This is a genomic window from Rhizobium sp. NFR03, from assembly GCF_900111275.1.
GTDB lineage: Bacteria > Pseudomonadota > Alphaproteobacteria > Rhizobiales > Rhizobiaceae > Ferranicluibacter.
In genome coordinates this window covers 747,618-766,723 of sequence record NZ_FOGR01000001.1, presented here as the reverse complement: position 1 = coordinate 766,723, position 19,106 = coordinate 747,618, and the positions used below count along the sequence as shown (strand labels likewise).

The following is a 19,106-nucleotide window of genomic DNA, read 5'->3' as shown; positions in this document are numbered from 1 at the left end:
GGTCAATCGATGGCAGTTATGAAGACGGATCTGATCGTCATCGGTGGCGGCATCATGGGTCTTTGGGCGGCTCTCTATGCAGCGCGCGCCGGGCTTGAGGTCTTGCTCGTGGAGCACGCGACCATCGGCGCCGGGGCGAGCGGCGGGCTGCTCGGAGCGCTTATGCCGCATACGCCGGACCGCTGGAACGACAAGAAGCAGTTCCAGTTCGATGCGCTGGTTTCGCTGGAGCACGAGATCCGGAAGATGGAGGCGGAGACCGGGCTTTCCGCAGGCTACCGTCGAACCGGCCGCCTTATTCCCCTTGCAAAACCGCATCTGCGAGAGATCGCTCTCCGGCAGGTTGGGGATGCCGCTATCAATTGGCGCACCGCAGATGGCGGCTTTGCCTGGCGTGTCCTGAACGCTGCGCCGGATGGTCTATTCGCATCGGATGCCGGTTTACAGGGCGCTGTTTTCGACGAACTTGCAGCACGTGTTTCGCCTCGTGGGCTGCTGCAATTGCTGACGGCTGTGCTCGGAAATATGCCCGGCGTTATCATCCGCGAGGGATGCGCTGCACGCGATATCGATCCGCGGCAGGCACGGGTCGTCCTTGCGGACGGAACCATCGTTCATGCCGGTCACATCGCGCTTTCGGCCGGTGTGGACAGCTTTCCGTTTATAGATGGCCTTACGGCGTCGGCCGGTGGAGAGGCAAGACTTCGGAGCGGCACGGGCGTGAAGGGACAGGCGGCGCGGCTTGCTGTCGATCTCGATCCCGCAACGCCCATCCTTTACTCGGACGGTGTCTACGTCATCGCGCATGATACCGGTGGCGTGGCAATCGGCAGCACCAGCGAAGTGGAGTATGACGACGCGTTTTCGACCGATCAGCGGCTCGATGACCTGCTCGTCAAGGCCGAAAGGCTGGTCCCGGCGCTGGCGGGGGCGCCGGTTATCGAATGCTGGGCCGGCCTGCGCCCGAAGGCCATCGGGCGCGATCCGATGGCCGGCCCGCACCCGGACTTTTCCCGACTGCACATCCTGACCGGCGGCTTCAAGATCAGCTTTGGCATTGCGCATCGGTTGGCGGCAGCTGTCGTGGCGGGTATCTCCGCTCACACGAGCGGCCGAGACGAGGCTATCGAACTGCCTCTGTCATTTCGGTGCGAAACCCATCTTGCCCTGCTGCAAAGCTAACCGTCGCCTTGCAGACTCTTAGCCTACATCCAGTAAGGCGGAACGCCGTAGTAATCGTAGACGAGGCGACCGTTCTCGCGATTCCAGTCGTATTCGTCGTCGCTGCGATATTTAGGCGCTTTCTCGACCTGCTCGCGGGTCAAGTCGGTGCGGTAGCCGCCAAGCTCTTCGTCATAGCTGAGCTTTGCCCAGGGAATCGGATAGTGATCCTCGCCAATGCCGAGGAAGCCACCGAAGCCGATTACGGCGTATGCGACCTGGCCACTGCGCTTGCCGATGATCAGACGTTCGATCGAGCCGATACGTTTTCCGTCCGCGCCATAGACGCGCGTGCCTTCGACTTTGTCGCTGGCAATCAGATCATGTGTCTCGACGATGCTCGCGTCCTGAAGCTTGGGGCTTTCACCCGGAATGTTCGGGTTGTCACCATGCAGATTGGGGTTGTGATAGGTCACGGTCCTTCTCCTCTTCTGACTTGATGAAAATAAACGTGCGAACGGCCCGCCTGGTTCCGTTTCTTTCCACGCACAAATGGTCCTGTTCGTCAGGCTGTCATGCAAATCACGTAATGCAGGGGCAAATCGAGGTCTGCCATGCGCTACGCCATCTGCTTCACTCCGCCGATCCATGATCCGCTATCCGTGGCCGCAGCCGAATGGCTGGGGCGAAACGTCTATTCCGGCGAACTTTGCGAACAACTGTCGGTCGCAGGCTGCAGCGCGCAGGACATGGCTTTCTACACGGCCGTCCCGCGCCGATATGGCTTTCACGGGTCCATCAAGGCGCCGTTTCATCTCGCTCCCGAGCGAACCGAATCCGCCCTTCTGAAGGCTATGATGCGGTTTGCGGGGGACATAACCCCGTTCGAGATTCCGGATCTCGAGGTCTCCTGGCTCGGCAGCGCTTTCGGGCTCAGCCCGCGCGTGCCCTGCGAACCGATGACGCATCTGGCGGCACGCGTCGTTCAGGCCTTCGACGAGTTTCGTGCGCCCTTCACGGATCAGGATATCAAGCGGCTCGATTCCGACAGGTTGACGGCACCCCAGTTCTCGAACCTGCATCGCTGGGGCAGTCCCTTCGTCATGGACGAATACCGGTTTCACATGATGCTGACGGGACCCATGACCGCCGCCATGCGACTGAAGATGGAAGAGCCGTTGCGCATGCAGTTTGCGCCCTTGCTTGCAAAGCCGGTCAAGGTCGCGAGCCTCGCGCTGTTCATTGAGCCGGAAGCTGGCGCCCCGCTGCGCGTGCATTCCCAGCATCCTCTCGGCAAGCTTTCGGCGCACAAGCCGACGGCACGCTTTGCCGTGCCTTCCGATCCCAGTGCTTCGGCCGCAACGCCGGCACGCGAGGTGCAGATGGCGAAGGCCATGCGGCGTCTGACGACCAGCGCCTGAAAACCCGCGCTTCATAAACGGCATTCTGTAGATAGCCGTTAAGCTGGCTGCTTGCCGATTTCGCCTGTCGATATCCATCTTTATGCCTCGACTTTCCCGCTTCGGATGGTACCGTTTGGCGACAAAGAGGGCACAACATGGATTTTTCGACACCGCGCGATCTTGTCGGCTACGGCCGTCATCTGCCGGAGGTTCACTGGCCCGGAGAGGCGCGGATTGCGGTTCAATTCGTCGTCAATTACGAGGAGGGCGGCGAGAGCACGATCATGGATGGCGAGAAGGCTTCCGAATCGTTGCTGTCGGAAATCGTCGGTGCTCAACCTTGGCCCGGGCAGCGCAACCTCAACATGGAGTCCATTTACGAATACGGCTCGCGCGCTGGCTTCTGGCGGCTGTGGCGCATGTTCACGAGCCGCAACGTTCCGGTGACGGTCTATGGTGTGACGCTGGCGATGGCGCGCAACCCGGAAGCGGTTGCCGCCATGAAAGAAGCCGACTGGGAGATTGCCAGCCACGGTTATCGCTGGCTGGAATACAAGGACTTCACCGAGGAGGAGGAGCGTCGTCACATTGCAGATGCGGTGCGGCTGCATACGGAACTCACCGGTTCCCATCCGCTCGGCCTTTATCAGGGCAAGCCTTCCGACAACACGCTGAAGCTCGTCATCGAGGAGGGCGGCTTCCTCTATTCCTCCGACAGCTATGCGGACGAGCTGCCCTATTGGGTGCCGGGCAAGACGCCGGAAACGCCGCACCTCATCATTCCCTATACTCTCGACGCTAACGACATGCGGTTTGCCACCCCGCAAGGGTTCAACTCCGGCGACCAGTTCTTCACCTATCTCAAGGATACGTTCGACGTGCTGTACGAGGAAGGGGCAGAGGGCAGCCCGAAGATGATGAATATCGGTCTCCACTGCCGTCTGGTCGGGCGCCCGGGACGGGCGGCGGCGCTGGCACGCTTTGTCGATTACGTGCTCTCCAAGGACAAGGTCTGGATCGCCAAGCGCATCGACATCGCTCGCCATTGGCATGCGCATCACAAGCCGGAGGGCGGCCTATGAGCATCGGCAGAGACAGCGTAGAGGGGCGAGCTTTCATCGACACGTTCGGCGGAATCTTCGAGCATTCGCAATGGGTTGCCGAAGAGGCGCTCGACTGGCTGGCTGACGGGGCACCGACGGCCCAGACCGTACATGCCGCCATGGTGCAGGCTTTTCGGGCGGCTTCTGCGGAAAAGCGGCTGCAGGTTCTTCGCGCGCATCCCGATCTTGCTGGGCGCCTGGCAATTGCGGGTGAATTGACGGCCGACAGCAAGGCGGAACAGGCCTCGGCGGGGCTCGACCGCCTGACGCGCGAGGAGCATGAGCGCTTCACTACCTGCAACGCGATCTACACCGACAAGTTCGGCTTCCCCTTCATCATCGCCGTGCGCGGGAAGACGAAGGACGATATTCTCGCAGCGTTCGAGGCGCGTCTGGACAATACGCCCGACGAGGAATTCGCGACAGCCACCGCCGAAGTCGAGACGATCGCGCGGCTTCGGCTCGACGCTCTTCTTCCCGGATCGGCGGCATGAGCGGTCTGGTCCTGCCCATCGAGCCGCTGACATCAGAGGCCTTCGCGCCTTTCGGCAGCGTCATCGAAGCCGATCCCGCAACGACGCGGCTCATCAATGGTGGCACGACGGAGCGGTTTCATGCGCTCGGGACGGCCGAAGCTGCCGGCGAGGATGCGCACGTCGTCATCAGCATCTTCCGCGGACAGCCGCGACTATTTCCCTATGCGGTCGATATGATGGAGCGGCATCCCTGGGGTTCGCAGAGCTTCGTTCCGCTCGACAACCGGTCCTGGCTGGCGGTGGTCGCGCACGATGAAGGTGGCCTGCCCGGCCGTCCGAGGGTGTTTGCCTGCTCGGGGCGTCAGGGTGTGCATTACGGCCGTAACGTCTGGCACCACCCGCTGATCGCCGTCGGCGCGGTGAGCGATTTTCTGGTGGTCGATCGGGAAGGGAGCGAGCATAATCTGGAAGAGGTCTTCTTCGAGAACCCCTTCACGATCGCAGCATCTTCGATTTCCTGATCTGTCTGTTCACCGCTCCCATCGGCATTCAGCCGGTCGGTTCTGAAAAGAGGTAATGATGACCGCCACCGGCCGCCTGACCACCCATATTCTCGATACGGCGCTGGGCCGCCCTGCGGCCGGCATGCAGGTCGCGCTTTTCCACATCGAGGGCGAGACGCGTACGCTTTTGAAGATCGTGGCGACGAACGGCGATGGAAGGGTGGACGCACCGCTTCTCGAGGGCGATGCCTTTTTGCGCGGCACCTATGAACTCGTCTTTCATGCCGGTGATTATCTCAAGGCAAGCGGAGCGACGCTTTCCGATCCGCCGTTCCTCGATACCATCCCCTTGCGCTTCGGCATTGCCGATCCGGCAGCGCATTATCATGTGCCGCTCCTGCTGTCGCCCTACAGCTACTCGACCTATCGCGGAAGCTGAGGGGTCCACGTTTCCGCAAATCGCTGCTTACCTTGGCGCGGCAGTCTTTAGATGTCGAGGATATCCCTGTTGACGTCGAGGATGTCGCGCTTGCCGCAGAGCGCCATGGTGATGTCGAGTTCCTTGCGCAGGATTTCGAGCGCCAGCAGAACGCCGGTCTTGCCGCCGGCGCCGAGGCCATAGAGGAACGGGCGACCGATATGGGTGCCGCGCGCGCCGAGGGCGACGGCCTTGAGGATATCCTGTCCCGAGCGTATGCCGCCGTCTATATGGATCTCCACGTCGCCGCCGACGGCATCGACGATGCGGGGCAGCATGACGATGGAGGAGGCAGCACCATCGAGCTGCCGTCCGCCATGGTTGGAAACGATGATCGCATCCGCGCCGGTCTTGGCCGCCATCCGGGCATCTTCAGGGTCGAGGATGCCTTTCAGGATCAGCGGACCGCCCCAGAGTTCCTTGATCCAGGCGACGTCGTCCCAGGAAAGTTTCGGGTCGAACTGCTCGGCCGTCCAGGCGGACAGAGAGGAGAGATCCGAGACGTTCTTGGCGTGACCGACGATATTGCCGAAGCCGCGCCGCTGGGTTTTCAGCATCTTCAGGCACCAGCCGGGTCGCGTTGCCATCTGCCAGATATGTTTCGGCGTGAACTTCGGCGGCGCCGAGAGGCCATTTCGCAGATCCTTGTGACGTTGCCCGAGGATTTGCAGGTCGAGTGTCAGCACCAGCGCCGAGCATTTCGCAGCCTTGGCGCGCTCGATGAGATTACGGACGAAATCGCGGTCCTTCATGACGTAGAGCTGGAACCAGAACGGTTTGGTTGTCACCGACGCCACGTCTTCGATCGAGCAGATGCTCATGGTCGATAGCGTGAACGGCACGCCGAACTCTTCCGCAGCCTGTGCCGCCAGCATCTCGCCATCGGCATGCTGCATGCCCGTAAGGCCTGTAGGGGAGAGGGCGACCGGCATCGAGACCTTCTGCCCGATCATGGTGGTGGCGAGCGACCGGTTGGTCATATCGACCAGCACGCGCTGGCGCAGCTTGATCTTGTGATAGTCCGCCTCGTTGGCGCGATAGGTGCCCTCGGTCCAGGCGCCGCTATCGGCATAGTCGAAGAACATCTTCGGCACGCGGCGCTTAGCCAGAGCTTTAAGATCGCTGATTTCGAGGGACGGCATGGGGCGCTCCGCAATGAGGTGTTGTTTTCCTCCTATCACGCCGGATAGCACGCGTTAAGCAGCTGCGGCACAACTGGTCAAAAAAATTGACCAGTTAGCTCAGAGCACTTTTTGCGGCTCGTCCGGCAACGTAGGTTTCCACCACGGCGCGGTCGTCGCCCATGGTCTGAAGCAGGAAGAGCTCGTCGGACAGGGATGTGACGACCTCGGCTTTCAGTGCCATGGCGGGCGTTGCGGCCATGTCGAGCACGATAAGGTCGGCCTCGGTTCCCGGCTCCAGCGTGCCGATGCGATCCGCCAGGGACAGCGCCTCGGCATTGCCGAGCGTCAGGTAGTAATAACTATCGAAGGGGTTCAGCCGCTCGCCCAGCAATTGCTGGATCTTGTAGGCTTCGTCCATGGTGCGCAGCATGGAATAGCTCGATCCGCCCCCGATGTCGGACGCGACCGAGATGCGGACAGGCTTTTCCCGCCGTGCCAGTTCCTTCAGCGGGAACAGGCCAGAGCCGAGAAAGAGGTTGGATGTCGGGCAGTGAACGGCGATGGAGCCCGTCTCGCTCATCGCCTCCCGCTCGCGCTCCGACAGGTGAATGGCGTGGCCGAACAGGGACTTGGGGCCCATCAGGCCGTAATTTGCGTAGACGTCGGTGTAATCGGCAGCATCGGGGTAGAGCGAGAGGGTGTAGTCGATCTCGTCGCGGTTTTCAGAAAGATGCGTCTGGATGTGCAGGTCCGGGAATTCGGTGGCGAGCGCTTGCGCTGCGGACATCTGTTCCGGCGTCGATGTGATGGCGAAGCGGGGCGTGATGGCGACGTGGTTGCGACCTTTCCCGTGCCACTGCGCGATGACGGCGCGCGTCTCGTCATAGCCCATCTCCGGCGTGTCGAGCAGGCCTTGTGGCGCATTGCGGTCCATCATCACCTTGCCGGCGACCATGCGCATATCGCGCTTCATAGCTTCCGCGAAAAACGCGTCAGCGGAGGTCTTGTGGACGGAGCAATAGGCAACCGCCGTGGTCGTGCCGTGGCGGATCATCTCGTCGAAGAAATGCACCGCGATGCGCTCGGCATGCGCCGTTTCCACAAAGCGGCATTCTTCCGGGAAGGTGTAGGTGTTCAGCCATTCCAGCAGGTTGGCAGCGTAGGAGCCGATGACCTGCATTTGTGGAAAATGGACATGGGTATCGATGAAACCGGGGAGGATGAGGTGTGGCCTGTGGTCTATCTCGATGACATCTTCCGGTGCCTGCTCGCGAAGGGTCGAATAGGCTCCGCTCGCAACGATCAGGCCATCTTCCAGCAGCAGGGCGCCGTCGGTTTCGTAGACATAGGCCTGCGCATCGTCCATCGACAAAGGGCGGCGGCGGAATGTCAGCGTGCGGCCGCGAAGAAGCGTTGACGTCATCGTGTGGCGGTTCCTGCGGCGCTTTCGAACCAGGCGGCAATCAGCGCGCGTTCGTCGGCCGTCATGTCGGTGAGGTTGCCGGGTGGCATGGCATGGCTGCGACCGGCCTGGAGGTAGATCTCGCGCGCATGGGCCGCGATCTCGCCGTCGTTCTCCAGCATCACGCCCTTCGGCGCCCGTACCAGACCCTCATAAACCGGCTCGGCTGCATGGCACATGGAGCAGCGGGTCGAGACCGTATCGCGGACGGCGGGAAAATGCGCGTTCTCGGCAAAACGGGCAAAGGCTGGAGGGACTGCTGCTGTTTCGGCCGCAGTGCCGGGCAGCTTCGGTGCGGTCGAGAGCCACATGATGAGGATGAAGAGAAGGACCGTAACGAGCCACGTCCATGTCGGTCGGCCTTTGCGGGCATGGGTAGTGTTGAACCAGTGGCGGATGGTGACGCCCATGAGAAATACAAGCGCCGCAATGATCCAGCTATAGGCAGTGGCGAAAGCCAGCGGGTAGTGGTTCGACAGCATGAAGAAGATGACAGGCAGCGTCAGGTAGTTGTTATGCAGCGAGCGCTGCTTGGCGATTGCGCCGTATTTCGGGTCGGGCGTGCGACCGGCGATCAGGTCCGCCACCACGATGCGCTGGTTGGGCATGATGATGAAGAAGACATTGGCCGACATGATGGTGGCGGTGAACGCGCCGAGATGGAGAAAGGCGGCACGACCGGTAAAGACCTGCGTGTAGCCCCAGGCCATGGCGACCAGCGCCACGTAAAGCAGCCCCATCAGCGTCCAGGTGTTCTTGCCGAGCGGCGACTTGCAGAGCAGGTCGTAAAAGAGCCAACCTATTCCAAGCGATGCGAGCGACAGGAGGATCGCGGTGGTGGAGGAGATGTCGAGCACGTGGCGATCGACGAGAAACAGGTCGGCTCCGCCGTAGTAAACCAGACAGAGGAGGGCGAAGCCCGACAGCCAGGTGGTGTAGGCCTCCCATTTGAACCAGGTCAGGTGCTCCGGCATCATGGCGGGGGCAACGAGATATTTCTGGATGTGGTAGAACCCGCCGCCGTGGACCTGCCATTCCTCGCCATAGGCCCCGACCGGCAGATACGGGCGCTTCACCAGTCCGAGATCGAGCGCGATGAAATAAAAGGAGGACCCGATCCAGGCGATCGCCGTAATCACGTGCAGCCAGCGCACGGCAAAGGCCAGCCATTCCCACATGATGGCGTATTCGTACATTCCTGTCCCCTTTCATGCCCCCGCCTGTCACATTGCGAGAATTTTCAGGGCGATGGAAGAGCGCTTCCCCTAAAGATCCGCGTGCTCGACAAGATATTTTGTAGCGAGTGCGATATGGCGGGGGATCGGCTTGTCCTTGCGGTAGTCTGCAACGAGGCGGCGGGAAATCTCAAGGGCGGCCGCCATGCCCTCAAGGCTCATGCCGAGGTCCGCCATGGCGTTGCGAAAGGTATCGTTATCAATGGTGGCGGGGCCGAGACGACGGATCCAGTGGGCTGTCAGTTCGGCTCCATCGTCCCACTCCAGAGCGTTTCCGTAGCTGCTCACACGCAATGTTGCAAAAAGCGCGTCGTCTGTCCGCAGCCTCAGAAAGACCGGCTTGCTGGCCAGTGCTGGTGCAAGGTCGACAATCTCCGTGTCGCCGCCGACCCAGCCGATCTCGACCTTACGAGCGTCGAGCGGTAACGCCGAGGAAATGCGAGGAAGTGGCTTGTTGAAGCCCACGATCTCGTTATCGTCAGCGCTGATTAAGTCTTGTCCATTCATCCTGAAGTCTCTGCCTGTTATCTGCCGCCCACGCCAGTACGGCCCGTAAATCCCTTGCCCGCATCTGCCCCGCTACGATCCGGAAATCCGAGATGGCGATAAGGATGTCGTGATCGGGCGACGATGCATGGAAATGCGGTGGATGATGATCATCGGCAAACACCTGAATCTTGACGGTCCCAAGCATGACCAATGTTGGCACGGGTACGACTTCCTGTGAGTTAGTGCACTATATGCACTTTAAAATTTTTGAGCAAACGATTGTTTAGTCAAATTCCTCCAAGATCCAGTCGCGGAAGGCGCGAATCTTGGGAACGTTATGGCGGCTCTCGGCGTAGGCGAGCCAGTAGTTCCGGCCGTCGTTGCACAAAAGATCGAATGGCAGGAGGAGGCGACCGGCGGCGATGTCGTCGGCGTAGTGGGCAGGATTGACGATGGCAACGCCTTGTCCGGCCATGGCCGCTGCCGCATCGAAGGTCTGGACGCCGAAATCGTTCGGCGTGAGGGTGTCGAGGTTCGGATCTGGGACACCGGCAGCAGTGAACCACTGTTTCCACCACGGATCGGACGGGCTGATGAGTGGCAGCTTCAGAAGATCGGCAGGCTCTCGGATGCCGCCATCGACTTCCGCGAGGGCGGGGCTGAGAATCGGCGCGAAATCGAGACGCATGAGGTGGTGGCTGATCAGGCCCGGCCAATCACCCGTACCCCAGCGAATGGCGATGTCGGCATTCTCTGTTTTAAAATCGATCATGCGCGCGCCGGTGACGAGCCGGACGGCGATTTGCGGGTGTCGGAACTGAAAGGTGCCGAGGCGTCGGGTCAGCCATTGCTGCGCAAACGTGGGCGTTGAGTGCAGGATAAGGATTTCGCTCGATGCGCGCCGCGCGCCGCCCCCACGGCCTCACCCAGAAGATCGAACCCTTGGGCGACCTTCGGGAGCAGGCGTTCTCCTGTTTCCGTCAGCGTGATCTGGCGCGGGCGGCGCAGGAAGAGGGGTTCGCCGATGTTCTCCTCGAGCAGCTTGATCTGATAGCTGACGGCAGTCTGGGTCAGGCCCAGTTCCTCACCGGCGCGGGTGAAGCTCGACAGGCGCGCGACCGCCTCGAAGACGCGCAAGGCATTCAGCGGGAACTGTCGGGACATCTTCATGGATCAGTTCTCTTGATGGCAGCAGGCGGATGTTCGATTGGATTTCGATCACGCTCGGCGCGATGATGCAAGCCAATCCTCGACCCATTGGTGATGCCATGAGCTTGCAAACGACTCGCCCGTTTCCCCATCAGACCGCGAAAACCAACGCTGTCCGTCTGGCTCTGCGCAAGGTGCGGGCAGCATTTGCCCTGCTGATACGGAGCGGCTACCCGCGTCTCGACCTGGAGAGCATGCCGCCGCATCTGCAGCGCGACCTTGGCTTTCTCGACGGCCGCGACCCGCGTTACGAGCCGGCAGACAGGCGGTAGGCTTCCAGCGCGACCAGCACGTCGGCCGCCGTCATCGCAGCGATCACGGCGGGACGCTTGTCGCTTACGGTCTTGCCACCAATGGGCAGGACGAGGCGTGAGAGGGCGTCGTCGTCGAGACCTTCGTCGCGCGCCCAACTGGCAAAAGTCGCGCGTTTGGTCTTCGAGCCGATCATCCCGGTATAGGCAAGGTCGGTGCGGGACAGGGCCTCGCGAGCGATCAGAAAATCCAATGCGTGATCATGCGTGAGAATGATGACTGCGCTCCCGGGTGCGATCTCTTTCACGAGCGACTCCGGCATCGCAGTCAGGCGCTGGCTGGCGGCTGACGACATCAGGCCGAGTTCGGTGCTGCGCGTTTCAACGGCAATGGTGCGTACGGGCAGGAGCACAAGCGCATCGGCGAGGGCCCGGCCAACATGGCCGCCGCCGAACAGCCAGACTTCGGGGAAGCCGTTGACGCGGGCCTCCAGCATGGCGTCGAGATCGTCGCGCGCCGATGCATCGAGCGTGCGGAAGGAGAGCACGACGCGGCCGCCGCAGCACTGTCCGATCTCCGGGCCGAGAGGGATATCGAGGCGTGTCTCCGTCGTCATGCCCGCCAGCAGGTTGCGGGCGTGGTCGATCGCCATGTGCTCCATCTGCCCGCCGCCGATGGTGCCGTGGCTGTCCGTGGGCGAAACGAGCATGAAGGCGCCGGTCTCACGCGGGGTGGAGCCTCGCGTTTCCGCGACCTCGACCCAGACGATATATGCCTCGCGGGCAAGGAATGCCTGCAGGCTCCCGACGACGTATTTCATAAGGCGACACGCATCCGCTCGACGGCCATCAGTACGCATTCCGGCGTGGCGGGCGCGTCGAGACGCGGGCATCGGCGATAGCCGCCGACGCTGGCGACCGCCATGGAGATGGCTTCGAGCACCGAGATCGGAAGGTTGAACGGCGGCTCGCCAACAGCCTTCGAGCGGCCGATCGTCTCCTCGCCGTTCTCGCTCCATTCCGCCAGTTTGACGTTGAAGATCTTGGGGCGGTCGGAGGCGAGGGGTATCTTGTAGGTGGAAGGCGCATGGGTACGCAGCCGGCCCTTGTCGTCCCACCAGAGTTCTTCCGTCGTCAGCCAGCCCATGCCCTGCACGAAACCGCCTTCGATCTGCCCGATGTCGATCGCCGGGTTGAGCGAGCGGCCGACATCGTGCAGCACGTCTACCCGCTCGACCATGTATTCGCCCGTCAGCGTATCGATCGAGACTTCCGAAACGGCGGCACCATAAGCGAAATAGTAGAACGGTGTGCCGCGCCCGGTGTTGCGGTCCCAGTGGATTTTCGGCGTCTTGTAGAACCCGGCGGCGGACAGCTGAATGCGGGCGAAATAGGCCTGCTTCACGAGGTCGGCAAAGGGCACGCGCTCCTCGCCGATGATGACATGGTTGGGTGCGAAGGAGATCCTGTCCGGCGTCGTCTGCCAGCGCTCGGCGGCAAATGCGACGAGACGTTCCTTGATCTGGCGGGCAGCGTCGGCCGCCGCCATGCCGTTCAGGTCGGTGCCGGAGGAGGCGGCGGTGGCCGAGGTGTTCGGCACCTTGCCCGTCGTGGTCGCCGTGATCTTCACGCGGTCGATATCGACCTGGAAGCTGTCTGCCAGCACCTGCGCGATCTTGGTGTACAGCCCCTGGCCCATCTCCGTGCCACCATGGTTCAGGTGGATCGAGCCGTCCTGATAAACATGGACGAGCGCACCTGCCTGGTTGAAGGCGGTCATGGTGAAGGAGATGCCGAACTTGACCGGCGTCAGCGCGATGCCCTTGCGGATGATGCGGCTTTGCGCGTTGAAAGCGAGGATGTCGGCGCGGCGCTCCTGGTAGTCGGCACTTTCCTCAAGGTCCGCCACCAGCTTGCCGATGATGTTGTCCTCGACCTGCTGGTGATAAGGGGTGAGATCGCGACCGGAGCCCTTTTCACCGTAGAAGTTCAGCTTGCGGATCTCCAGCGTGTCCTTGCCGAGCGCGTATGCGATCTCCTCGATCATGCGCTCGGCGCCGACGATGCCCTGCGGCCCGCCGAAGCCACGATAGGCGGTGTTGGAGACGGTATTGGTCTTCAGCGGCTCCGAGGTCAGGCGCACATGAGGGTAAAAATAAGCGCCGTCCGCGTGGAAAAGCGCGCGGTCGGTGACGGGCCCGGAAAGATCTGAGGAATAGCCGCAGCGGGCGGCAAAGGTCGCGTCCACGGCGTGAATACGGCCTTCATCGTCGAAGCCGACCTCGTATTCGACGAGGAAATCGTGACGCTTGCCGGTGCAGGCCATGTCCTCGTCGCGGTCGGGGCGGAATTTCACCGGGCGGTTCAGCTTCTTGGCCGCGACGGCCGCGATGGCGGCGAACTGGTTGCCCTGCGTTTCCTTGCCGCCGAAGCCGCCGCCCATGCGGCGGACCTGTACGGTGACCGCGTTGGACGGCACCCCGAGCACGTGAGCGACCATGTGTTGGACCTCGCTCGGATGCTGGGTGGACGACCAGACGGTGATGTCGTCGTCTTCGCCGGGAATGGCAAAGGCGATGTGGCTTTCAAGATAGAAATGCTCCTGCCCGCCAATGCGCATTTCGCCCTTCACGCGGCGCGGCGCGTTCTGCATTTCGTGCGCGGCATCGCCGCGTGAAAGCGTCAGCGGCTTGGTCACCAGCTTGCCACCGGCCTCGCGCGCCTGCGTCACGTCGATGGCGTGCGGTAGGTCGTTGTAGACGATGCTGGCGAGACGGGCGGCCCGACGGGCGGCGTCGCGTGTTTCGGCAATGACGGCGAATGCCGCCTGACCGTGGAACTCGACGCGGCCGTCGGCAAGCACCGGCTCGTCATCGAGATGGCTGGGGCTGATGTCGTTGGAATGCGGCATGTCGCGCGCGGTGAGAACGCAGACGACACCGGGATAGGCTTCCACGGCGCTCAGATCCATGGAGACGATCTCGGCATGGGCGCGGTCGGTCAGCCCGAGGGCGGCATGCAGCGTTCCCGCTGGCTCGGGCATGTCGTCGATATAGTCGGCACTGCCTGCCACATGCTTGTGCGCGCTGTCGTGGCGCAGGTTCTTGTGCATACCGCCGCGGATGGTCTTGCGCTCCTGAAAGGTCGAGGTGTCCATGGTGCATCTCCTTGCCCTTGAGGCTCGTTTATCGTTCGCACTTCACATTCGTGACTGCCCCTCATCCGCCTGCCGGCACCTTCTCCCCGTTTGCACGGGGAGAAGGGACGCGGGCGTTGACGTGAGGCACGTTCCCTCGCCCCGCGTGCGGGGAGAGGGTTAGGGTGAGGGGCAGTGCCCACCCGAAGCATTCCATTTCATTCCGCAGCCTCGAACCGAACCAGCTCGGCCGGGGAGCCGGATGTTTCGAGATAGAACCGCAAAAGCAGGTTTTTCGCGGTCACTGCGCGATAGGCGCTGGTCGCGCGCCAGTCGCTCAAGGGCTGGTAATCGAGGTCGAAGGCCGGGCGGGCGGCTGTCACGGTTTCCTCTGTCCACGGCTTGCCGATCAGCGCATCCTCGACGGCCGTGGCACGCTTCGGCGTGCCGGCCATGCCGCCGAAGGCGATGCGGGCTGATGTGACAAGACCTTGCTCCGAAAGGGCAATCCGGAAAGCGGCGCAGAGGGCGGAAATGTCCTCGTCTCGGCGCTTGGAGATCTTGTAGACGGCGAAATGCTCGTCTGCAGGCAAAGCGGGCACGAACAGGCTTTCGACGAACTCGCCCGGATAACGGTCCTGCCGGCCATAGGCGATGAAATAGTCCTGAAGAGGCAGGGTGCGCGTGCCGGAAACGGAGCGGAGCGTGACCGTGGCGTCGAGAGCGATCAACGGTGGCGGCGTGTCGCCGATGGGCGAGCCGTTGGCGATGTTGCCGCCGATGGTGCCCATGTTGCGCACCTGATCGCCGCCGAGCCTGTCGAGCAGCTTCCCCAGCGGCGGCAGGCGGCGCGCAAGGGTGGAGAAGGCGAGCGAATAGGTGACGCCGGCGCCGATGGTGATGCCGTCGGGCGCTTCGGTGATCGATTGCAGATCGGCAAGGCCGTTGATGAAGATGACGGGATTGATGGCCCGCATCTGCTTCGTCACCCAAAGGCCGACATCGGTGGAACCGGCAACGACGGTCGCGCCCGGATATTCGGCCAGCGCTTCGGCCAGCGCCCGCGCCGAGCCGGGCACCACGAGGCGGGCGTCGCTGGGGCCGAGGACAATGGTTTCGCCGGTGGGCAGGCCAGACAGAAATGCACGAACGCGATCGCGCATCTTCAGGATCGGATCGAACACGGCATCGGGCCGGGCTGTAGCGACGGCTTCGGCCGCGCGCACGATCGGCTCGTAGCCGGTGCATCGACAGAGATTGCCCTGAAGCGCCTTCTCGATGTCGGCCCGGCCGGGATTGTCCTTCGACAGCCAGAGGCCGTAGAGCGACATGACGAAGCCCGGCGTGCAGAAGCCGCATTGCGAACCATGATAATCCACCATCGCCTGCTGCACCGGATGCAGAGTGCCGTCTCGTGCCGCCAGATGCTCGACGGTGACGACATGGGTGGCATTGAGCGAGCCGACGAAACGGATGCAGGCATTGACGCCTTCATAGACGAGCTTTCCCGCAACCAGCCGCCCCACAAGAACGGTGCAGGCGCCACAGTCACCTTCCGCGCAGCCTTCCTTGGTGCCGGTGAGCCTACGTTCCAGCCGCAGAAAATCGAGCAGCGTTGCGGTGGGCGCAACGGTCGAGAGGGCGATTTCGCGGTCGTTGAGCAGGAAACGGATGCTGCCGGAAGACGGATGGACGATTTCGGTGGTGCTGGTCATACGGACCCCTTGTCTTGACGGGCAAGACTAAGCGCAAAGACAGCCGCATGACAATTGCTTTTGGCAGCCAGCTCGCGCATCCCCCGAAAGGCACGCTGCCTATGGGTGTAAACAGGGCGGCAACGCAGCGTTCTGTCTTTGGCTGTGGGAAAACATGGGGCTCATGGTTATGTGTAGGGGAGAACTCCATCAGCAGGGCAGGCACATCATGGAACTCGGTCTTTACACCTTCGGCGATGTCGATCCCAAAGCTGCTGACAAGGGCCGCGAGGGCGAGCGCCGGCTGAAGAATCTGCTCGAGGAAATCGAGCTGGCCGACCAGGTCGGCCTCGACGTTTTCGGGCTCGGGGAACATCACCGGGCCGATTATGTCGTCTCGTCCCCGGCCGTGGTGCTGGCGGCAGCGGCGGCGAGGACCAGCCGCATCCGCCTGAGCAGTGCCGTGACCGTGTTGTCGTCGGACGATCCGGTGCGCGTGTTCCAGCAGTTCGCAACGCTCGATCTTCTCTCCGGTGGACGGGCGGAGATCATGGCCGGGCGCGGTTCCTTCATCGAATCGTTTCCGCTGTTCGGCTATCCGCTGGAGGATTACGACGACCTGTTTTCCGAGAAGCTGGACCTGCTGATGGCGTTGCGCAACGACGAGATCGTCACGTGGGAGGGGGAGAAACGGGCCGCTCTCCACGATCGCGGCGTCTATCCGCGACCGTTGCAGGCACCGCTGCCGCTCTGGGTGGCCGTTGGCGGCACGCCTCAGTCGGTCGCGCGCGCAGGCGCGCTCGGACTGCCCGTGGCACTGGCCATCATTGGCGGGGAGCCGGCGCGCTATGCACCGCTGTTTGATCTCTACCGGGAAGCCGCGCGGCGAGCAGGGCAGCCGGCGACGGGGCTGAAGACCAGCATCAACGTGCATGGCTTCATCGCCGATACGACGCAGGCCGCAGCCGACCAGTTCTACGGGCCGCAGGCCGAGGTGATGGACAGGATCGGCCGCGAGCGTGGCTGGGGACCGACAAACCGCGCGCATTTCGATCAGGCGATCGGTCCGCGCGGCAATCTGTTTCTTGGCGATCCGGAGACGGTCGCGGAAAAGATCGTCCGGCATCACCGCATCTTCCGAAACGATCGCTTCCTGTTGCAGATGGCGATCGGCCCTATGCCGCACGAGCAGATCATGCGGGGCATCGAGCTTTACGGCACCAAGGTTGCGCCACTGGTTCGCGAAGGCATTGCCGAAGATGCGGCGCGGGCGGCGAACGCCGTCTGAAAAGGCGTGGTCTTGCCCTCGGCCGGTCCACCTTTCTTGCGCGAAAGAAGCGGAGTACATAGATCTGCCTTTTGCCGGAGCATCGGGTCCGTTCCCGATGCTCCGAGCCAGCCTTCGGATATGCACGACCATGACACTTGAAAATGACGACGATCTCGAACGCCTGAAGGAGATCGGCCGGATCTGCGCCAACACGCTGCAAATCATGGGCGCCGCTCTGGAACCGGGCATGACCACTGCAGAACTCGACCTCATCGGCCGCAAGGCGCTGGAGGCGGAGGGCGCGCAGTCGGCGCCGGAACTTTCCTATCGCTTTCCCGGCGCGACCTGCATTAGCGTCAACGAAGAGGTTGCGCATGGCATTCCCGGCGCGCGGGTGATCGCGGCCGGCGATCTCGTCAATATCGACGTATCGGCCGAAAAAGGCGGGTTGTTTGCCGATACCGGCGCATCCTTTGCCGTGCCGCCGATCTCGCGGGCGACGGAACGGCTCTGCCGCGACGGCAAGCGCGCCATGTGGGTGGGGCTGAACGAGGTGAAGGCGGGCAAGCCGCTCGCCGCTATCGGCAACGCCATCGGCGCATTTGCTCGCAAGAACCGCTATACGCTGATCTCCAATCTCGCGAGCCATGGTGTCGGCCGCTCGCTTCACGAGGAGCCGACCGAGATCTCCACCTGGCCTGACAAGCACGAGAAGCGGCGGATGGAGGACGGAATGGTTTTCACCATCGAGCCCTTTCTGTCGATGGGCGCGCAATACGCCGAAGGGGGCGACGATGCCTGGACGCTCTATAGCGAGCCGCGCGCGCCGACCGTGCAGTATGAGCACACCGTCATCGTGACCCGCAACGGTCCTCTCGTCGTCACGCTGCCAGGTTGATGCCCCACACGCGCGCACATGGCTTTCGGCTTTTCGCGACGGCTCTGGCCGGTGCGATTGCAATGGCGGTCGCCATGGGCTTCGGCCGGTTCTCCTACACGCCCATCCTGCCGGGTATGATGCTGGACATTCCGCTGTCGCCGGGGCAGGCCGGGGTCATCGCGGCGGCAAACTTCGTCGGGTACCTGCTCGGCGCTGTGTTGGCGGGTCTTTCTTTCGCGCAAGGGCGAGAACGGGTGATCGGGCTTGGCATGCTGGTTGCGACCACCGTGCTGCTCTGCGCCATGGGTCTGACGACGTCGGTCGTCCTGTTTGCGCTCATCCGGTTTCTCGCGGGCATGGCCAGCGCCTTCACCATGATCATGATCTCCCAGATCGTGCTGACGCGGGGTGCAGCGGCCGGTCATACCTACGTGCAATCTTTGCATTTCGCGGGCGTCGGCCTTGGCATTGCTGCATCGTCGCTGATGGTCTGGCTGCTGCCGTCCGGGCAGGGAGAGGCCCTGGCGAACTGGCGGGAAGCCTGGTTTGCCGGCGCGTTTCTTGCTCTCCTCGGCACCGCCTGCGTGGCGCTGCTGCTGCCGGATGGGCCGGCGAGCACCGCAGCCGCGCCCGTGGCCGAGCCGCCGCTCGTGTGGACGCGGCCTTTCGTGGCGCTGACGCTGACCTATGGCCTGTTCGGCTTCGGTTACGTAATCACGGCGACCTTTCTGGTTGCCATGGCGCGCGCGGGTGCGGTGGATCACACCATCGAGTTCTTATCCTGGCTTATCACGGGTCTCAGTGCCGCCGCGTCTGTTGCAGCATGGCGAAAGGCAGTGCCGCGCTTCGGCATCGTCGGCGTTTATCTTATCGGGCTCGTGGTAGAGGCGCTCGGCCTTATCCTCACCGTGGTCCTGCCGTTCCCGGCCGCGCCCCTTGCCGGCGGTCTGCTGCTGGGAGCCACCTTCATCATGATCACGGCCTTCGGCCTCCAGATCGGCCGGGCGCTGGCCCCGGCCAGCCAGCGCCGCGCGCTCGCCGTCATGACCGCCGCCTTCGGCGTCGGGCAGATCATCGGGCCGCTTGTCGCCGGCTGGCTCGCCGGCAATACCGGTAGCTTCACGCTGCCGACGCTGATTGCGAGCGGTGTCCTCATTCTCTGCGTGGTCATCATCTTTGCCGAGCGACGGGGGATCCGTGCGGCCTCCGGGCTTTGAGTTGGTTGTCCGGAA

The 19,106-nt window shown here is 62.8% G+C and carries 21 protein-coding genes; 10 read left to right on the top strand and 11 right to left on the bottom strand.

Annotated features, from left to right (window positions below):
* The first annotated feature begins 9 nt into the window (after positions 1–9).
* Complete coding sequence (locus BSG19_RS03605; RefSeq protein WP_244529074.1) at positions 10–1,182, top strand: NAD(P)/FAD-dependent oxidoreductase; 1,173 nt, start codon at positions 10–12, stop codon at positions 1,180–1,182.
* A 23-nt stretch (positions 1,183–1,205) separates the two neighbouring features.
* On the opposite strand, the gene BSG19_RS03600 is transcribed toward BSG19_RS03605, so the two are convergent.
* Positions 1,206–1,595, bottom strand: a complete 390-nt coding sequence (locus BSG19_RS03600) for a PRC-barrel domain-containing protein (protein ID WP_092985577.1) — start codon at positions 1,593–1,595, stop codon at positions 1,206–1,208.
* A gap of 180 nt (positions 1,596–1,775) precedes the next feature.
* On the opposite strand from BSG19_RS03600, the gene BSG19_RS03595 reads away from it, so the two are divergent.
* The 5 genes from BSG19_RS03595 to uraH all read left to right on the top strand — a co-directional run bounded on the left by BSG19_RS03595 (position 1,776) and on the right by uraH (position 5,085).
* The gene (locus tag BSG19_RS03595; protein WP_092984891.1) at positions 1,776–2,582 is read left to right on the top strand and encodes a DUF1045 domain-containing protein; all 807 of its coding nucleotides are present in this window, start codon (positions 1,776–1,778) and stop codon (positions 2,580–2,582) included.
* Positions 2,583–2,719: 137 nt separating this feature from the next.
* Positions 2,720–3,646, top strand: a complete 927-nt coding sequence (gene puuE, locus BSG19_RS03590) for an allantoinase PuuE (RefSeq protein ID WP_092984889.1) — start codon at positions 2,720–2,722, stop codon at positions 3,644–3,646.
* Positions 3,643–4,161 carry a 2-oxo-4-hydroxy-4-carboxy-5-ureidoimidazoline decarboxylase gene (gene uraD, locus BSG19_RS03585; protein ID WP_092984887.1) on the top strand — a complete coding sequence of 173 codons (519 nt, stop codon included), beginning with the start codon at positions 3,643–3,645 and terminating at the stop codon, positions 4,159–4,161. Before puuE ends, uraD begins: the two co-directional genes overlap by 4 nt.
* On the top strand, positions 4,158–4,664 hold the full coding sequence (locus BSG19_RS03580; RefSeq protein WP_092984885.1) for an ureidoglycolate lyase: 507 nt from the start codon (positions 4,158–4,160) through the stop codon (positions 4,662–4,664). Before uraD ends, BSG19_RS03580 begins: the two co-directional genes overlap by 4 nt.
* A gap of 58 nt (positions 4,665–4,722) precedes the next feature.
* On the top strand, positions 4,723–5,085 hold the full coding sequence (gene uraH, locus BSG19_RS03575; RefSeq protein WP_092985575.1) for a hydroxyisourate hydrolase: 363 nt from the start codon (positions 4,723–4,725) through the stop codon (positions 5,083–5,085).
* A gap of 47 nt (positions 5,086–5,132) precedes the next feature.
* On the opposite strand, the gene BSG19_RS03570 is transcribed toward uraH, so the two are convergent.
* The 7 genes from BSG19_RS03570 to BSG19_RS26540 form a co-directional block, all read right to left on the bottom strand.
* The gene (locus BSG19_RS03570) at positions 5,133–6,266 is read right to left on the bottom strand and encodes an alpha-hydroxy acid oxidase (protein WP_092984883.1); all 1,134 of its coding nucleotides are present in this window, start codon (positions 6,264–6,266) and stop codon (positions 5,133–5,135) included.
* Between the two features lie 94 nt (positions 6,267–6,360).
* Complete coding sequence (gene guaD, locus BSG19_RS03565) at positions 6,361–7,671, bottom strand: guanine deaminase (RefSeq protein WP_092984881.1); 1,311 nt, start codon at positions 7,669–7,671, stop codon at positions 6,361–6,363.
* The gene (locus tag BSG19_RS03560) at positions 7,668–8,906 is read right to left on the bottom strand and encodes a urate hydroxylase PuuD (RefSeq protein ID WP_092984879.1); all 1,239 of its coding nucleotides are present in this window, start codon (positions 8,904–8,906) and stop codon (positions 7,668–7,670) included. The genes guaD and BSG19_RS03560 overlap by 4 nt, the downstream gene beginning before the upstream one ends.
* A gap of 69 nt (positions 8,907–8,975) precedes the next feature.
* Positions 8,976–9,452 carry a DUF2442 domain-containing protein gene (locus tag BSG19_RS03555; RefSeq protein ID WP_092984877.1) on the bottom strand — a complete coding sequence of 159 codons (477 nt, stop codon included), beginning with the start codon at positions 9,450–9,452 and terminating at the stop codon, positions 8,976–8,978.
* Positions 9,424–9,654, bottom strand: coding sequence for a DUF4160 domain-containing protein (locus tag BSG19_RS03550; RefSeq protein ID WP_207903339.1), 231 nt, complete (start codon positions 9,652–9,654; stop codon positions 9,424–9,426). Before BSG19_RS03550 ends, BSG19_RS03555 begins: the two co-directional genes overlap by 29 nt.
* Before the next feature lie 63 nt (positions 9,655–9,717).
* A complete protein-coding gene (locus BSG19_RS26545; protein ID WP_348272125.1) occupies positions 9,718–10,278 on the bottom strand; it encodes a LysR substrate-binding domain-containing protein in 561 nt (186 codons plus the stop codon).
* Complete coding sequence (locus BSG19_RS26540; protein ID WP_348272116.1) at positions 10,275–10,604, bottom strand: LysR family transcriptional regulator; 330 nt, start codon at positions 10,602–10,604, stop codon at positions 10,275–10,277. Before BSG19_RS26540 ends, BSG19_RS26545 begins: the two co-directional genes overlap by 4 nt.
* 29 nt (positions 10,605–10,633) lie before the next feature.
* Between BSG19_RS26540 and BSG19_RS03540 the strand changes: the two genes are divergently transcribed.
* Positions 10,634–10,915, top strand: coding sequence for a hypothetical protein (locus tag BSG19_RS03540; RefSeq protein WP_092984875.1), 282 nt, complete (start codon positions 10,634–10,636; stop codon positions 10,913–10,915).
* Here the strand turns inward: BSG19_RS03540 and xdhC are convergent.
* From xdhC to xdhA, 3 genes are all read right to left on the bottom strand, one after another.
* A complete protein-coding gene (gene xdhC, locus BSG19_RS03535; RefSeq protein WP_092984873.1) occupies positions 10,891–11,715 on the bottom strand; it encodes a xanthine dehydrogenase accessory protein XdhC in 825 nt (274 codons plus the stop codon). The two genes, BSG19_RS03540 and xdhC, sit on opposite strands and share 25 nt — an antisense overlap.
* Complete coding sequence (gene xdhB / locus BSG19_RS03530) at positions 11,712–14,051, bottom strand: xanthine dehydrogenase molybdopterin binding subunit (protein WP_092984871.1); 2,340 nt, start codon at positions 14,049–14,051, stop codon at positions 11,712–11,714. Before xdhB ends, xdhC begins: the two co-directional genes overlap by 4 nt.
* 197 nt (positions 14,052–14,248) lie before the next feature.
* Positions 14,249–15,745: a xanthine dehydrogenase small subunit gene (gene xdhA, locus BSG19_RS03525; protein ID WP_092984869.1), complete on the bottom strand. Its 1,497-nt coding sequence runs from the start codon at positions 15,743–15,745 to the stop codon at positions 14,249–14,251.
* A gap of 208 nt (positions 15,746–15,953) precedes the next feature.
* Between xdhA and BSG19_RS03520 the strand changes: the two genes are divergently transcribed.
* The 3 genes from BSG19_RS03520 to BSG19_RS03510 all read left to right on the top strand — a co-directional run bounded on the left by BSG19_RS03520 (position 15,954) and on the right by BSG19_RS03510 (position 19,091).
* Complete coding sequence (locus tag BSG19_RS03520) at positions 15,954–17,012, top strand: LLM class flavin-dependent oxidoreductase (protein WP_092984867.1); 1,059 nt, start codon at positions 15,954–15,956, stop codon at positions 17,010–17,012.
* A gap of 130 nt (positions 17,013–17,142) precedes the next feature.
* Positions 17,143–17,892, top strand: a complete 750-nt coding sequence (gene map / locus BSG19_RS03515) for a type I methionyl aminopeptidase (protein WP_092984865.1) — start codon at positions 17,143–17,145, stop codon at positions 17,890–17,892.
* Positions 17,892–19,091 (top strand): YbfB/YjiJ family MFS transporter, encoded by a 1,200-nt coding sequence (locus BSG19_RS03510; RefSeq protein WP_244529073.1) that lies wholly within the window; start codon positions 17,892–17,894, stop codon positions 19,089–19,091. Before map ends, BSG19_RS03510 begins: the two co-directional genes overlap by 1 nt.
* The last annotated feature ends 15 nt before the right edge of the window (positions 19,092–19,106 follow it).

What these genes read in the sequence shown, in the direction of transcription:
- BSG19_RS03605 (WP_244529074.1), top strand. Translation starts at nt 10, where the DNA reads ATGGCAGTTATGAAGACGGATCTGATCGTCATCGGTGGCGGCATCATG.
- BSG19_RS03595 (WP_092984891.1), top strand. Translation starts at nt 1,776, where the DNA reads ATGCGCTACGCCATCTGCTTCACTCCGCCGATCCATGATCCGCTATCC.
- puuE (WP_092984889.1), top strand. Translation starts at nt 2,720, where the DNA reads ATGGATTTTTCGACACCGCGCGATCTTGTCGGCTACGGCCGTCATCTG.
- uraD (WP_092984887.1), top strand. Translation starts at nt 3,643, where the DNA reads ATGAGCATCGGCAGAGACAGCGTAGAGGGGCGAGCTTTCATCGACACG.
- BSG19_RS03580 (WP_092984885.1), top strand. Translation starts at nt 4,158, where the DNA reads ATGAGCGGTCTGGTCCTGCCCATCGAGCCGCTGACATCAGAGGCCTTC.
- uraH (WP_092985575.1), top strand. Translation starts at nt 4,723, where the DNA reads ATGACCGCCACCGGCCGCCTGACCACCCATATTCTCGATACGGCGCTG.
- BSG19_RS03570 (WP_092984883.1), bottom strand. Translation starts at nt 6,266, where the DNA reads ATGCCGTCCCTCGAAATCAGCGATCTTAAAGCTCTGGCTAAGCGCCGC.
- guaD (WP_092984881.1), bottom strand. Translation starts at nt 7,671, where the DNA reads ATGACGTCAACGCTTCTTCGCGGCCGCACGCTGACATTCCGCCGCCGC.
- BSG19_RS03560 (WP_092984879.1), bottom strand. Translation starts at nt 8,906, where the DNA reads ATGTACGAATACGCCATCATGTGGGAATGGCTGGCCTTTGCCGTGCGC.
- BSG19_RS03555 (WP_092984877.1), bottom strand. Translation starts at nt 9,452, where the DNA reads ATGAATGGACAAGACTTAATCAGCGCTGACGATAACGAGATCGTGGGC.
- BSG19_RS26540 (WP_348272116.1), bottom strand. Translation starts at nt 10,604, where the DNA reads ATGAAGATGTCCCGACAGTTCCCGCTGAATGCCTTGCGCGTCTTCGAG.
- BSG19_RS03540 (WP_092984875.1), top strand. Translation starts at nt 10,634, where the DNA reads ATGTTCGATTGGATTTCGATCACGCTCGGCGCGATGATGCAAGCCAAT.
- xdhC (WP_092984873.1), bottom strand. Translation starts at nt 11,715, where the DNA reads ATGAAATACGTCGTCGGGAGCCTGCAGGCATTCCTTGCCCGCGAGGCA.
- xdhB (WP_092984871.1), bottom strand. Translation starts at nt 14,051, where the DNA reads ATGGACACCTCGACCTTTCAGGAGCGCAAGACCATCCGCGGCGGTATG.
- xdhA (WP_092984869.1), bottom strand. Translation starts at nt 15,745, where the DNA reads ATGACCAGCACCACCGAAATCGTCCATCCGTCTTCCGGCAGCATCCGT.
- BSG19_RS03520 (WP_092984867.1), top strand. Translation starts at nt 15,954, where the DNA reads ATGGAACTCGGTCTTTACACCTTCGGCGATGTCGATCCCAAAGCTGCT.
- map (WP_092984865.1), top strand. Translation starts at nt 17,143, where the DNA reads ATGACACTTGAAAATGACGACGATCTCGAACGCCTGAAGGAGATCGGC.
- BSG19_RS03510 (WP_244529073.1), top strand. Translation starts at nt 17,892, where the DNA reads ATGCCCCACACGCGCGCACATGGCTTTCGGCTTTTCGCGACGGCTCTG.